General features: G+C 67.0%; 13 protein-coding genes. 8 read left to right on the top strand and 5 right to left on the bottom strand.

The genetic code is table 11. The features are described from left to right. Nucleotides 1-29: 29 nt before the first annotated feature. Nucleotides 30-2,105, top strand: a complete 2,076-nt coding sequence (locus EV580_RS26600) for an alpha/beta hydrolase (RefSeq protein WP_133695149.1) — start codon at nt 30-32, stop codon at nt 2,103-2,105. Here the strand turns inward: EV580_RS26600 and EV580_RS26595 are convergent. From EV580_RS26595 to EV580_RS26585, 3 genes are read right to left on the bottom strand one after another with little or no spacing between them, the layout of a single operon-like run. Next, a complete protein-coding gene (locus EV580_RS26595; RefSeq protein WP_133695147.1) occupies nt 2,102-3,319 on the bottom strand; it encodes an MFS transporter in 1,218 nt (405 codons plus the stop codon). The genes EV580_RS26600 and EV580_RS26595 overlap by 4 nt on opposite strands. Nucleotides 3,320-3,324: 5 nt before the next feature. After that, nucleotides 3,325-4,077 carry a GAP family protein gene (locus tag EV580_RS26590; RefSeq protein WP_166654914.1) on the bottom strand — a complete coding sequence of 251 codons (753 nt, stop codon included), beginning with the start codon at nt 4,075-4,077 and terminating at the stop codon, nt 3,325-3,327. Between the two features lie 52 nt (nt 4,078-4,129). Next, nucleotides 4,130-5,149: a TIGR03617 family F420-dependent LLM class oxidoreductase gene (locus EV580_RS26585; protein WP_133695144.1), complete on the bottom strand. Its 1,020-nt coding sequence runs from the start codon at nt 5,147-5,149 to the stop codon at nt 4,130-4,132. A 105-nt stretch (nt 5,150-5,254) separates the two neighbouring features. Between EV580_RS26585 and EV580_RS26580 the strand changes: the two genes are divergently transcribed. Genes EV580_RS26580 through EV580_RS26570 form a run of 3 tightly spaced genes read left to right on the top strand, consistent with a single transcriptional unit; the run spans nt 5,255 to nt 8,206 of the window. After that, a complete protein-coding gene (locus EV580_RS26580; RefSeq protein WP_166654913.1) occupies nt 5,255-6,895 on the top strand; it encodes an alkaline phosphatase family protein in 1,641 nt (546 codons plus the stop codon). A 31-nt stretch (nt 6,896-6,926) separates the two neighbouring features. Continuing rightward, on the top strand, nt 6,927-7,784 hold the full coding sequence (locus EV580_RS26575) for an SDR family oxidoreductase (protein WP_133695141.1): 858 nt from the start codon (nt 6,927-6,929) through the stop codon (nt 7,782-7,784). Then, complete coding sequence (locus EV580_RS26570; RefSeq protein ID WP_133695139.1) at nt 7,781-8,206, top strand: protease inhibitor I42 family protein; 426 nt, start codon at nt 7,781-7,783, stop codon at nt 8,204-8,206. Before EV580_RS26575 ends, EV580_RS26570 begins: the two co-directional genes overlap by 4 nt. A 2-nt stretch (nt 8,207-8,208) precedes the next feature. On the opposite strand, the gene EV580_RS26565 is transcribed toward EV580_RS26570, so the two are convergent. Next, a complete protein-coding gene (locus EV580_RS26565) occupies nt 8,209-9,948 on the bottom strand; it encodes an acyl-CoA dehydrogenase family protein (protein WP_133695137.1) in 1,740 nt (579 codons plus the stop codon). A 172-nt stretch (nt 9,949-10,120) separates the two neighbouring features. Between EV580_RS26565 and EV580_RS26560 the strand changes: the two genes are divergently transcribed. Genes EV580_RS26560 through EV580_RS26545 form a run of 4 tightly spaced genes read left to right on the top strand, consistent with a single transcriptional unit; the run spans nt 10,121 to nt 12,890 of the window. Further along, a complete protein-coding gene (locus EV580_RS26560) occupies nt 10,121-10,663 on the top strand; it encodes a hypothetical protein (RefSeq protein WP_502703948.1) in 543 nt (180 codons plus the stop codon). A gap of 10 nt (nt 10,664-10,673) precedes the next feature. Then, a complete protein-coding gene (locus EV580_RS26555; RefSeq protein WP_133695133.1) occupies nt 10,674-11,606 on the top strand; it encodes an LLM class F420-dependent oxidoreductase in 933 nt (310 codons plus the stop codon). A 48-nt stretch (nt 11,607-11,654) separates the two neighbouring features. Beyond that, nucleotides 11,655-12,290 carry a hypothetical protein gene (locus EV580_RS26550; protein ID WP_133695131.1) on the top strand — a complete coding sequence of 212 codons (636 nt, stop codon included), beginning with the start codon at nt 11,655-11,657 and terminating at the stop codon, nt 12,288-12,290. Nucleotides 12,291-12,308: 18 nt separating this feature from the next. Next, nucleotides 12,309-12,890 carry a hypothetical protein gene (locus tag EV580_RS26545; RefSeq protein ID WP_133695129.1) on the top strand — a complete coding sequence of 194 codons (582 nt, stop codon included), beginning with the start codon at nt 12,309-12,311 and terminating at the stop codon, nt 12,888-12,890. Here the strand turns inward: EV580_RS26545 and EV580_RS26540 are convergent. Further along, entirely contained in the window at nt 12,887-14,368 is a 1,482-nt protein-coding gene (locus EV580_RS26540; protein ID WP_133695128.1) for a dynamin family protein, read from the bottom strand. The genes EV580_RS26545 and EV580_RS26540 overlap by 4 nt on opposite strands. Between the last annotated feature and the right edge of the window lie 19 nt (nt 14,369-14,387).

The raw sequence follows: 14,387 nt of genomic DNA, 5'->3' as shown, positions 1-14,387 counted from the left end.
ACCAGGCGCGCCAAGCTACCTATAGACGTATGGGTGCAGGGGCGTTTGTCGGTCGAATCGGTGGGCTTGCGGTAGCGCTGGGAATCGGGGTCGCGATCGCGTACGGAGCCGGCGAGGCGGCGGCCGCGCCATCTCCCTCCACCGGGTCGTCGTCGACAGGAAGCGCGGCGCCGCGACCTGCTGCTCAGCACGGCACCAAGGTGGCAGGCAAGCCGGCCACCCCCAAGGCGAGCGTGCGGGCAGTGGCACTGCCCCGCACCACCGCGACAGCCACCGCGGCCCGCACCGGTGTCACCGATGATCCTTCGGCACCGACCGATGCCTCGGTGACACTCGCACTGGCGGCCGCATCACGCCGGGACGCGCCGGGCACTGCCCAGCGGACGCTCACCGCGGCCGCGGCTCCGGCGCCCGCCGCCGACGTACCCAGCATCCCGACCGGAGTAGTCGCCATCCCGCAGACCGCACCGCTGGCCTTCCTGCAGCGCATCCCGGTGGTCGGACCGGTGCTGTTCACCCCGATCGTGGCCTTCATCCACCAGATCCCGGTGCTCGGCGACATCCTTCATCCGCTGGTCGGCTACCCCGTGTACCCGGGCACCCCCGCCAACGCGGCGAGGCCGCGGGACGTCAAGGTCGTCTCGTTCGACGGCACCGAAATCTACGTCCACTTCATGCCGGCCACCGGACTCAAGACCGGCGAGCAGGCGCCGACCGTTCTGGACGGTCCCGGGTTGGGGATGCCCGGGCAGACGAGTATCGACGGCAGCCCGCTGGACGGCGTGCTCACCAATGCGCTTGGGCTGCCGAGCATCCTGGCCCTACGCAATGCGGGCTACAACGTCGTCACGTGGGATCCGCGCGGCGAATACAGCTCGGGCGGCCAACTGGAGATCGATTCACCCGACTACGAGGCCCGCGACGTCTCGGCGATCATCAGCTGGCTCGCCACCCAACCCGAAGTCGCGCTCGACGGCGACCCGGCCAACCTCGACCCGAAGATCGGTATGGTCGGCGCCTCCTACGGCGGCGGCATCCAATTGGTGACGGCCGCGATCGACCACCGCGTCGACGCGATCGTCCCGACGATCGCATGGAACAGCCTGAACACCTCGCTCTACAAAGCCCAGTCCTTCAAGAGCGGTTGGGGAACGATTCTTGCCGGCGTGCTTGTGCTTACGCTCGCGCGGACCAACCCGGCCATCATTCCCGCGACCATCTACGGCGATCTCACCGGGTCGCTGACGCAGGCCGACCAGGACCTGTTGGGCGAGCGCGGTCCCGGCCTGCCGACCGACCTGCTCAACCAGATCACCGCTCCCACAATGTTTGTCGAAGGCACCGTCGACACCCTGTTCACCCTGGCCGAAGCCAACGCCAATGCGCAGGTGTTGATGGACAACAACGTCGCGACCAAGGTGCTCTGGTTCTGCGGCGGGCACGGCGTGTGCACCAACGACCTGTTCAACACCGGCGGCGTCCTGATTCAAGAGCGCACCATTCAGTGGCTCGACCGGTACGTCAAGGGCGATCCCGCCGTACCTACCGGTCCGCAGTTCGAGTGGGTTGACCAACGGGGCCAACATCTTTCGACGGCCTCCTACGACCTCACGCCCAGTGACCCGGTCGTCGCCACCAGCACCAAGACCCGGACCCTGACAATGGTGCCCTTCGTGGGCGCCGGTGGCCTGTTGGGCGTGCTGCCCATCGGGTCGTCGCGGGCGATCAACGCGATCAACCTCACCACGCCGGCGGTCACGACGACCACCTATGTCGTTGGCACACCGCACCTCACGTTCACCTACTCGGGTACGGGCACCGGAGATCACCTCTACGCCCAGCTCGTGGACAACTCCACGGGCCAGGTGCTTGGCAACCAGGTCACCCCAATCAAGGTGACGTTGGACGGCACCCAGCAGACCGCCGACGTCGACCTGGAGATGGTGGCGCAGACGCTCAAGCCCGGCCAGAAGGTCACACTGCAGTTGTTCTCGTCGTCGGCCTCGTACCGTGCGGTCGGGTCGCAGGGCCAGCTGACCGTGTCGAACATCGATCTGACGCTGCCGACCGTCGACCCGTCGACCATCACCGTCAACGCGGCCTAGAGCTCCGGGTCGCCTTTTCGGGCATAGACGCGAGCCAGCGCCAGCTGCGCGACCGCGAAGACCCCGAGGATGCCGCCGACGATCCCGAATGCCCCATAGACACTCGCGCCTGACGAAAACGCCCCGCCCACAGCGCTGTTGATACCGACCGACACAGCGGTGCGACCGAATTCCGAGGCGGCGGTGACGCCGCCGGCGTATTCGAGCGGGGTCAGTTCCTGCCGCCACCTGGTCATGACCAGCCGGGCGCACACGTTGCTGACGCCGAACAGAAACACCGCGACGACCATGACGGGCAGGTTCACCGGTATCCAGCCCACCGCGAGCACCACCGTCCCCAGCGCGCCGCCGACTACCCAGCCGATTCCGGTGCCCCGGTGCCGCGTCACCGCGTACAACAGCGCCCCGGCCACACCGCCGAGAGCGAACGCCGACCCGATGTGACCGACATCGGCGGGGTGATGCAGCAGGCCCTTGGCGAAGAACGCACTGAGGATCTTGCGCAGCTCGTAGAGGTGGAAGAGCATCAGCCCGATGACGACGAGCAACAGATAGGGATGGGCGACAATGTATTTCAGCCCCTCCCAGGATCCGCCGTGCGGCTTGACGCCGGAATCGGTCGCCGGAATTGTCGTTTTCGGGATCAGCAGATAGCAGCCTGCCGAGATGACGAATCCGATCGGGATGACGATGTGCGGGACGATGCCATCGGCCCACACCATGAGTCCGCCGAGCATCAACGGCCCGGCCACCGCACCCACTTCGAACGCCACTTCATACCGAGAGTTGATCCGGTCCAACAGATCTCGCCGATGGCCGACCAGATCAAGAGGAACGGTGTGCACGGCGGTATCCACATATCCGCGAACCAGCGCCTCGAGCGTGTAGCAGGCCATCACTACGGGCAGGGTGGCGATCCCGAAAACCATGGCGACCGGGATGCCCGCCAGGACAACCCCGCGCAGGAGTGTCGAGACCACCAAGACCAGCCGGGCGCCCCAGCGATCGGTCGGCCAGCCGCCCAGGTAGGTACCGAGCATGTGGATTCCCGTGCCGAATGCGGCGAAGAACGCGGCGCTGCCCAACGATCCGGACATGTCGGCGACCAGCAACGGCTGCGCCAGATGTACGGCGCTGTTGACGATCTGGGTCAGAAGCACACCGCTGAGCAAGCCGCCAAGGCGGACCGAGTCGGTATCGGTCGTGGCGCTCATAGACGTCAGTGACCTGGCATGTGATCGAAGGCCCCGTGGCCGACGAAGACCGCGGCGGCCAGCAGGAGCACGGCCACGATCCAGCGGCCGTGAACCTTCATGATGCGCTCATAGCCTTCCTTGATCTCACCGGCAGCCCCCGGCCGCACGATCTCGATCACCGTCGGCGCCACAGCGGGGATCACGGCGATCACCGCGAATACGACGGCGCCGAGCGTGCGCTCGCCGCGGCCGGCGATCTCCAGGATCTGGTGACCGGCGGCAATCGCGATCGGGAAAACCTTCGGATGTACCCCGGTGATGATGAAACCGGCTGATGCGGCTCGGGTAATCCGTTGGCGTGGAGGCAGATCCGCGCTCGGGTTCAGCTTCGGGAAACGCGCGACGAGTTGCGTCCGCAGCCTGCTCGGCGGCCGCTCGGTCTTGGACACGTCGGCAATCGGTTTGTGCCGGATGGCGCCGAGGGCGCGACGGATACCGATCGCCAGCAGTGCGAGCGCGATCAGGAGGCGCACCACGAAGCCCGGCCACGAGGTGTGGTGAGCGTCGGCTCCGGCTGCCGCCCCGGACAGCGCCGCAATCCCCACCCCGATTCCGGTGGCGAACGCGATCCCGACGATGGCGCCACCGGAGAAGGCCAGCGTCGCCTGCCGAGGCACCACTTTGTCACTGGCAACGACCAGTCCCAGAACCAACGTCTCGGGGCTGAACAGCAACGCGAGCGCGAGGGTCGCGATGACGACGAGATGCGCGCTCACAGGGACCTCCGCGCTGGCATGGCCGTAGGTTAACGCGCCGACCGCGCTGCCGCTAAGCGGCCCGGGAAAGCCGGCGGGCCACCTCGCCGTAGCGTTCGAAACGCTCGGGGTCGCCAAGCGCGTTGTACAGCACGATGCGGCTCGCCGTGCCCTGGTATTTCGCAGCGAGTGCGTCGGCCAGCCCGTCCCAGGTCGACTCGGTGGCGAAGGTGGCGATGTGGTCATCGGTGATCTGGGCAGCCATCCCCGGAATGTCGCCGGCCTTCTGCTTCTCCCGGATCCGCGCGGTGGTGCCCTCGAAACCCGCCTCGTCCCAGATGAAGGCGTAGTTGGGTGTGCTGCCGTAGAAGCTCATGGAAAACCGGACCCGCTCCCGTTCTGCGGCGCGCTCCTCATCGGTGTCGCCGACGATCGTCATCACAGGCACGATCAAGGCGACGTCGGCTGGTGACCGTCCCGACTTCGCGGCTCCCTCAGCCACTTTCGGCACCACGTGGCGCGCGAGGTAACCGGGTTCGCCGATCGGGTGGACATGTACGCCGTCGGCCACCTCACCGGCCATGCGCAGCATCCACGGGTTCACCGCGGCGATGTCGACCTTCGGGTCCGGCTCATCGATGGGGCCCGCGCTCCACTGCGGGGTGATGAAGTCGAGGTTGTAGAACTCGCCGTGGTGATCGAGCGTGCCGGTGCGGAACGCGGAGAAGCAGGCCTTGACGGCCAGAACGTAGTCGCGCAGACGCGGACCGGGACGCTCGAACGCCACGCCGTAGCGCCGCGTCACATGGGTACGGACCTGGGTGCCCAGCCCGAGCCGGAACTGCCCGCCGGTCGCTTCCTGCAGTTCCCACGCGGTCGCAGCGGTGATGAACGGGCTGCGCGGAAACGCAACGGCGACACCGGTCGACAGCTGCAGCCCCGGCGCGGCTTGGGCTGCCACCGCGGCGTTGAGGTAGGGAGTGCGGCCGGTCTCGGTGAACAACATTCCGGAGAATCCGGCGGCCAGCGTGCGCTCCGCCAGCCCGCCGATCTGTCCCAGCGGAAGGGCGGTGGTCATGACGTCGACGTCCATCGAACGAATGTAGCTGGCACGCAAAAACGCCATGCGCGGGCTGTTCCTGGATCTAGTCTGTGACACAGCTGTCAAATAACTGTGTGAAGGATCGGGGACGACGACGTGGCGACGATCAAACAGGTGTGTCTAGGAGTTGCGGTCGCCGGCGTGGTCGCCGGCGGTGGGTCGGCGGTCGCGACCGCGGTGGCCTACGCCGATACCGGGTCACCGGATTCGCAGAGCGCGGCCAAGTCGTCGAGTTCGTCGCCCTCGTCATCGACAGCCCGCTCGCGCAAGCCGGCGGCCAAGACCGGTGTCGTCACCGGGCCGCGCCGCAGCAGCGCCGCCAGCACGCCCGCGGCGGCGTCGACAGCTAAACCGACGGCGCGCCGGACCATCGCACCGCTGAAACTTGCGGCGGCACTGTCACTTCCGGTGTCGCTTCCCGCACCGCCGCTGCCACTGGCCCCGGCCGGTAGCATCACCACCGGCGCCTCGCTGCGCGCCCGGAGCGCCGCGACCGTCATCAACGTCGTCAACGACCTGGCCAACCCGACCGACGTCCACGTGCTGGTGATCGGCGTCGACGGCACCAACCTGCGCCGCGTCATCGCCGGCGACAATCCGAACTTCGACGCGCTGATGGGCGACAGCGTCACCGGGGTGGCCAGCATCGTCGGCCACACCACCATCTCGAACCCGTCGTGGACTGCGATCCTGACTGGGGCCTGGGACAACCAGACCGGCGTCATCAACAACATTTTCACGCCCGGCACCTATACGAAGTGGCCGACGGTGATCAACCAGCTCGAGTACTTCAACTCCGACATCGACACCATGGTGATCGCGGACTGGGATGTCATCACCGATATCGCCAACGCCGGGGCGTACCCCGTCGATTCGTACTCGCTGGTGCCGCAGGTTCCCGGTGACGCGAACTGGTCGCTGACCGACGCCGAGGTCACCGCGCAGACGGTCGCCGCGATCCAGAGCGGGGAACCCCCGAACTTCCTGTTCTCCTATCTGGTCCAGGTCGACGAGGCCGGCCACCAATACGGCGGAGCCTCACCGGAATACGCGGCGGCGATCAACCGGACCGACACCAATATCGGCGCGATCATGGACGCGGTGAACACCTCCGGTGAGAACTGGACCGTCATTGTGGTCACCGACCACGGCCACCAGCCGCAGCTGGGCTTCGGGCACGGCTTCCAATCCCCCGACGAGACATCGACGTGGGTCATCGCCAACGGCGACGGCTTCGACCCGGGCCGGATGAACCTTGCCTACTCGATCATCGATGTCACGCCCACCGTCTTGGACCTGTTCGGCGCACCGCCGGCGACGGGGTCGCCCGGGGTGTCACTGACCACGCTCGGATCGAGCAACGTCCTCCCGGATGACCTGGATCAGGCACTTCTGGACGCCATCGCACGCAACGGCTGGCCGGATATCCAAACGAATGTGGCGCTGAGCGTGCGGACGATCTTCGCCAGCATCCCGTACTTCCTCAACGGCGGCATCACCAGCATCACCGCGGCACTGCAGGGCATCGTCGATGACAACATCTTCCTGATCAGTCAGCTGGCCGAGGTGGCCAAGGTCGTCGTCCAGGTCCTCGGCAACGTCTCGGTGTCGGCCACTCAGGCACTGGCCCAACTGATCGCCTGGACAACCGGGGTGGACATCTTCAACCCCGGCCATCCGCTGCCGCCGCCCTCGGTGGCGACCGAACCCGAAACACCCGCGGTGCTGGTGGCCTGACAACCGACCCCGGTAGGCCATACTCGCTTCGATGGGAACCTACGCCGTCACCGGCTCGGCATCGGGCATGGGCAAGGCCGTCGTCGAGAGGCTGCGAGCCAACGGCCACACCGTGATCGGGGTCGACATCCAGCCCGCCGACGTGGTGGCCGATCTATCGACCCCGATCGGTCGCCGGGCGGCCGCCGACGCCGTGCGGAGCGCGTGCGGTGGGCGGCTCGACGGGGCGGTACTGGCGGCCGGCCTGGGTCCCACGCCGGGGCCCGAGCAGCCGAGGCTGATCACCCAGGTCAACTACTTCGGCGTCGTGGAACTGCTGCAGGCGTGGCGACCCGCGCTGGCCGCCGGCGAACGCGCGAAAGTCGTTGTTTTCTCCAGTAATTCGACCACGACCATACCGGCGATACCCGGTCGCGCCATCCGCGCCCTGTTGGCCGGCGACGGCGACAAAGCCGCACGGACACTGCGATGGGTCGGCAAGGCCGCATCCTCGATGGCCTACGGCGCCTCGAAGGTCGCAGTGAGCCGCTGGGTCCGGCGCCACGCAGTGACCCGCGACTGGGCCGGCGCGGGCATCCGGCTCAACGCCATCGCCCCCGGCGCGATCCTCACCCCACTATTGGAAAAGCAGCTCTCCACCCCCGCCGAAGCCAAGGCGATCCACTCCTTCCCGGTGCCGATCGGCGGATTCGGCGACGCCGGGAAGCTGGCCGACTGGGTGGTCTTCATGCTGTCCGATGCGGCCGATTTCCTCTGCGGCAGCGTTGTTTTCGTCGACGGTGGGTCCGACGCCTATTTTCGCGCCGACGATTGGCCGGGGCCCGTGCCGGCCCGACGGCTGGTGCCCTACCTGCGCCGGTTCATGCGATACAAGCGCGGCGCGCCATGATCCGGCTGATCGCGGTGCTCGCACTGGCGCTGGCGTTGACCGGGTGCGGCGGCATAAAGAAGCCTCCGGGAACCACGACGATCGACGTGGCCTACGACGACCTGCTGAACAAGAAGCACCTGAAGCTCGACATCTCCCTCGGCGTGGGTGACACGTTGCGGCTCGTGCTGGCATCCAACCCCTCCACCGGCTACCAGTGGGCGCCGCAAGCCCAGATCAGCGATCCCGCGGTGATCGCACAACGCGACCATTTCGACTCCGGACCGTCCGGGGTCCACCTGCCGGGCGCACCGGGGACAACGACCTGGACCTTCCAGGCACTCAAGGCCGGCACCGCCACCGTCGCCACCACCTACAGCCAGCCGTGGCCGGGCGGGGTCAAAGATTCGTGGTCATTCACCGCGGCAGTGACGATTCGCTGAACTCAAGGGCGCATCTCGTAGGCGCCGTCGTAGGCGCTCACCTGCCGCCATACCCGGTCGAAGCGCTCGGTGTCGACCACCGGCTTGCGCACCGCCGATATCGCCCATTCCTGTTGGGCTGCAGTTGAACTCGCCTTCCCATGCAGCGCCACCGCATAGCCCGAGAAATCCCTCACCTGAACGTCGAAGATCTGGTCCACCAGATCGCGGTCCAGCCCTCGCAATTCGGCCTGTTCCAGAATCAGCTGACCGTAGACCACCAGGGTGAACAAGTGCCCGATGACGAGCATGAAATCCAGATCGCGCTGCTGCTCGGCATCGGGTGCCGCGGTGGTCAACAACGCCTGCAGTGCCCGCACCTGTTCGGTGAAGCGTGCCACGTTCGGTATGCCAGAAGCCTTCTCGAAGATCGGAACCCAATCGGCGAATTGCACTTTCGACGCCCCCTTGGCCGGCCCCTGCGCCCAGAAGAACACGTCGTCGCACCTGTCGTCGCGCGTGCCGACCTCGGGGTATGTGCCCGGGTTGAACAGGAAATTCGGCATGAACTTGAGGATCTGCGCCACGTTGACGTGCACCGTCCCCTCTAGCCGTGGCAGCGCACCGATCATCTGCCGCACTTCAGAGAAATACGTGGTGCGTTCGAAACCCTTGGCAGCCAGAACATCCCAGAGGATCCTCACCACGGTCTCACCCTCCGAGGTCACCTTCGCCTTGGTCACCGGGTTGAACAGCAAGTAGCGACGATCGTCGAGGCTGGCGGTGCGGAAGTAGTCGATCGCACGGTCGCTGAACAGTTTCATCGCGATCAGCCGGGCGTAGGCGTCGACGAAGCTGGCCCGCACATGCGGGAATTCGGTCACCGGGTTGCCGTACAGGATGCGGTTGTTGGCGTGCGTGATCGCCTCGTAGAACGCATGCTCGCACATCCCGATCGACGCGGTGCACAGGTTGAACTTGCCTACGTTCACCGTGTTGAGCGCCACCGAGAACGCCTCAGGTCCGGAGCACAGGATGTCCTCCTCGTGGACCGGATAGTCATGCAGCGCAAAGTTACTCACGAACATCTGGCCATGGACGACGTTGCCGATCAGCTCGTAGGCGGGGTGCGCGCTGTCGGCGACGAACCACACGTAGCCATCGGGGCCGTCGATATCGGCCCTGCGAGAGAACACCGACACCATGCCCGCCACGTTGCCGTTGCCGATGTAGTACTTCTGGCCGGTCGCGCGAAAAACGACGCCTTCCTCGTCTTCGTCGGCAGGAGTCAGGATCATGTCGGTGTTGTAGATATCGGCACCGTGCTCGCGCTCGGAAAGCGCAAAGGCCATGACTCCACCCGCTTCGAGCTGCTCGGCGGCGCGCTGCTTGGCCTTGATGTTGTCGCTCTGCCAGATCGGGCCGAGACCGAGGATGGTGACCTGTTCGGCATACCAGTAGGCCAGCCCGTAGAACCCCAGGATCTCGCTGAGCGCGGCGTTGCGGGAGGTGTCCCAACGCTTGTTGTCGTCACCCAAGCCGAATTCCGTTGGGGTGAGGAAGGTCGCGAGGATCCGCTCCCGCTTGATGAAATCGAGGAAGTCCGCCACCCACACCGCGTCCAGATCGTCTTGCAGCAGCCGCGTCTTGCCGCGCTGCTCGAACCAGTCGATCAGCGCCCGCAGCTGGCGCCGCGTTCCCGGGTCGAACTGTCGTGGGTCGTAGGTGATCGGATTGAACAACAGCTCGCCGGTGTGCGTCATGGCGTGCCCTCCCATATGCAGGCGTCGAATCTAACGCGATCGTCGCAGCCGGATCGGCGGTTCGCGGGTTGCCGGCGAACACCGAGTCCGCGAGTCACTCAAGTCACTTCCGTCACTGAATGCGTACGCTGACACTCGACGGCAGGAGTTCGGTGTGCGGATATCCAACGGCATGAGGGCCGGCGTCGCGGTGCTGTGGCTGGTGGCCGCTGGTGCCGCTGCCGCAGGCTGCAGCACCACCACCGACGGCGCGGCCCGCTGTCCCGGCTGCGGTCCCGGCGGTGAGCCGAGCTTTCCCACCAGCAAGCCGACCGTCTCGACGCCGACGACACCGGCCACTCCGACACCCACGAAGGTTCCGACGCCCGGCGGCGCCCAGACACTGGCGCCCAGCGACACCGGTTACGTCTACATCGAAACCAAATCCGGCCAGACCCGCTGCCAGATCAACTCCCAGACGGTCGGCTGCGAATCCGATTTCACCAACCCGCCTGTCGTCAACGGCGAGCCCGCCAACGGCGTCGAGGTGACGGCCAGCGGCAGCGTGCGGTGGATCGCCGGAAATCTCGGCGACATCCCGACCACGCCGCTGGACTACGCGACCTATCACGCGGTCGGCTGGACCATCGACGCCAGCCCGGACGGCACCACGTTCACCAACGACGGCACCAGTCACGGACTGTTCATCAGTACCGAAGGGGTCAAGGTTTTCTAAGCTGGCTGCCATGGACTTCCGTGTGTTCGTCGAACCCCAGCAGGGCGCCAGCTACACCGACCAGCTCGCGGTGGCTCAAGCCGCCGAATCCTTGGGCTATTCCGCGTTTTTCCGATCCGATCACTACCTCGCGATGAGCGGTGACGGGCTACCCGGGCCCACCGACTCCTGGGTGACACTGGCCGGCATCGCCCGCGAGACGTCCACGATCCGGCTCGGCACGCTGGTCACCTCCGCGACGTTCCGCCATCCGGGACCGCTCGCGATCTCGGTGGCGCAGGTGGACGCGATGAGCTCGGGCCGGGTCGACTTCGGGATCGGCGCGGGCTGGTTCGACGAAGAGCACCTGGCCTACGCAATCCCGTTCCCACCACTGGGCGAGCGATTCGATCGGCTGCATGAACAGCTCGACATCATCACCGGGCTGTGGACCACTCCGGCCGGCCAGACCTTCGATTACAACGGCACCCACTACACCGTCAAGGACTCACCCGCGCTGCCCAAGCCGGTGCAGACGCCCCATCCGCCGATCATCATCGGCGGCAACGGCGCGAAGCGCACCCCGGCGCTGGCCGCGCAGTTCGCCGCGGAGTACAACCTCGCGTTCCCGAGTCTGGACTTTGTCGAACCCCAGCTCGGCAGGGTCCGTGCCGCGCTGCAGGACGCCGGCCGCGATCCCGATGATTTCGTGTACTCGGCAGCGTTCGTGGTCTGCGCCGGGCGCAACGACGCCGAGATCAGCCGTCGCGCCGACGCGATCTCCCGGGAAGGCGACGAGCTGCGCACCAACACTCCGCTGGTCGGCACTCCGGCCGAAATCGTCGACCAGCTAGGGCCTTTCATCGCCGCGGGTGTCCAGCGGGTGTACATCCAGCTGCTGGATATGTCCGACATAGACCACATGGAACTGTTCGCCACCGAGGTGACGCGCCAGCTCGCCTGATTGCGGAAAGCTGCATCCGCCCTGGCAAGCCCTTTAGCATTGATAGCCATGCGGAAGCAGGACCCCGCCGGGGACATCGACGAGGCTGCAGCGCCCGTCGCCTTTGGGGATCCGTTCGGTCCCTATCCGGAGCAGCCGTATCCGGGCTCGGCACGATCGGAGGAGCCAGGTCCGACCGACGGCGCCGCGGTGGCCCACGGCGACGATCTGGACCCGCCGACCGACCCTGAGCTGCCCGCGATCGTCCTCGACGAGGGCTTCGACCCGTTCGCTCCGGATGCGTTCTGGTTTCCCGAACGGCCCTGGTACCGCAAGAAGCAGGCGACGCTCGCGATGGGGGCGATCGGCGCTGCGATCGTGGCGATCGTGGTGGCAGCCGTGCTGCTGGTGTCGCTGGGGTCCGGTGATTCCGAGCCGTCTACCAACACGCCGTCGGCGACCGTGACCAGCGAGCCCACGACCACCGCTTTGACCAGCTCACAGCCGCCCGAGCCGCCACCACCGCCGCCTCCCCCGCCGGAGACTCCCGCGCAGACGCAGAACACCTGGTACCCGCAGTACCCCCAGTACCCGCGCAATGGCGGCGACCGTCCGAACGTGACCACGCCGCAGACCAGGCCGCCGCAGATCAGCGTGCGTCCCAGCCATCGCCCGGCCTTCCCCGGCCAGCCCGGCGGAGGCTGACGGCTACGATCAGAACCCATGGCACGTGACGGTTCTGACGACCCGAACAACTATTCCGACAGTGAGCCGACGCAGTACGCGAACTACGGCGGCACCGGCGGCGAGGCCTACAGCGACTATCAGCAGTCCGAATACGCAGCGCCGACCGGCTACGGCGACTACCCGCCGCCGCCCGAGCCCACCCCCTGGTACAAGAAGCCGGCCGCGCTAGTCGGTCTCGGGGTATTGACCGCGGTCATCCTGGCTCTGCTCGTCTACGCGATCGTGAAGTTCACCGGCAGCGGCGGCTCCAGCCCGGCGACCACGACGACGACAGCCCCGACGACGTCCACCTCGGCGGTGACGTCGGCGACGGTCGCCCCGGAACCCGGCGTCACCCAGACGGTGACCGAGTCCCCGGCGACTACGTCGGAGGCACCGACGACCACCACGACGACTGAGGCGCCGACCACCACGACGACCACCGAGGCCCCGTCGACGAGTACGAGCACCAGTACGAGCACGACGGTGTCCACTTCGGTGAGCACGGTGACCGAGACGGTCACCACCACCAGGGAGCGACTCCTGCCGACGCTGCCGTTCCCGCGGCCGGCCGGCTAGGACCGCGCGGCGTACATCGCGACCAGACCCTCGGCGCTGCGCACCGCTGCCCGGCACGCCCGAGTGGTGAACGGGTCGTTGAGCGGATGCTCCGAACGGCGGCGCCAGCGTTGCGCAGCGGCGAAGGCAGCGCGCGGTCCGTCGTCCGGTGTCTCCGGACTCAGGCCCAGCCGGCTGGCGGGGTCGGTCCCCGACCCGCCGATGATGCGGCGCAGGGACACCATCTCATCTTCGGTCAAACCGGTTGGGCGCGAACGAAGTTGACTGAGCAACCGTAGTTCCTCGAAGGCATGGGTGTCGGCCAGCAGCGGGTCGATGTCGGCGATGATGTAGGGCGTGGCGGCGATCGGGTGCAGTTCGACGAACCGACGTAGCGAGACCAGCGCGGTATGGGCTTTGAGCAGTTCGGATCGCTGCGCGAATTGCTGATCGATCACATCACGCAGCGCGACGAGTCCGCTGCGTTCCAGCAGTTCGTCGGCCAGCCGTACGGAATCACTGATCCCCGAACGCAATACGGCGATCGAGATCCGGATGCCGAACATGCCGAACCGGTCAAGCAGTTGGGCCCGCGTCGTCGCGTCCACCGGCAGCGAACTGTCTTCGCGGACAAAGCGATCCACACTGAGCATCGCCTTGTTCAGCTCGGCGGTATCGACGGCCGCCAGCTTCTCCAGCGCGGCGAACTCGCTTTGCCGCAGCGTGCGGGCGGTCAGCGCCAGCAGACCCGAGACCGGAACCACCGCCTGGCAGATGCCGGTGCGGTCCAGCTCACCGGTGAATCGCTGCGCGACGTCCTTGGCCGACAGCATCGCATCGAGGCGACCCGCACCGATCTCGTCGGCCCGCGAGGCCACCCCGATGACACCGAGCGCCCCGGACGCGCCACCGACCAGTTCGCCGATCTGCTTGAGCAGCGCGATATCGGCCGCGTTGAGCGTGCGCAGCAGGAAGACCACGGCGTCGACCCGGGGCACACCGTCCTCGGGCACCAGCAGGCGCAGCGTGCGCTCGGAGACGTCTCGCGACAGCGACGACGTCCCGGGCGTGTCGATGATGGTGGCATCGATCAACTCCGCGGCCGGCCACTCCACGTCGAGGTCGACGATGTCATTGGCGTCGAGGCGGCCGAAGTCGAAGGTCAGTCCGCCGTCGCGGGCGATCGGAACGTTGGAGCGTCGCCCGCCGACGTGGTTGGCGGTCACCTTCGGGATCGGCCCGTTGCGGAACCACGTGACGATGCGGGTGGCCTCGGTGGCGTCGGTGGGCGCGATGTTCTCCCCGACCAGGGCGTTGACCAGGGTCGACTTCCCCGCCTTGAGCGTGCCGGCCAGGGCGATGCGGATCGGCTGGTTGAGCCGCCCGGCGATGCGGTCCAGCTCGTTGAAGACGTCGGGCCGCTCGCGGTACGCCGGTTCACCCTGGTATGCGCGACGGGTGCCGCCCAGGATGGCGCGAACCTGATCGCTGGTGCTCATCGAACGACGAGTCTACGGT

The sequence above is a fragment of the Mycobacterium sp. BK086 genome, assembly GCA_004362315.1.
In the GTDB taxonomy this organism is placed as follows: domain Bacteria; phylum Actinomycetota; class Actinomycetes; order Mycobacteriales; family Mycobacteriaceae; genus Mycobacterium.
The sequence above is the reverse complement of the archived record's forward strand: the minus strand, read 5'-3'. Positions and strand labels throughout refer to the sequence as shown.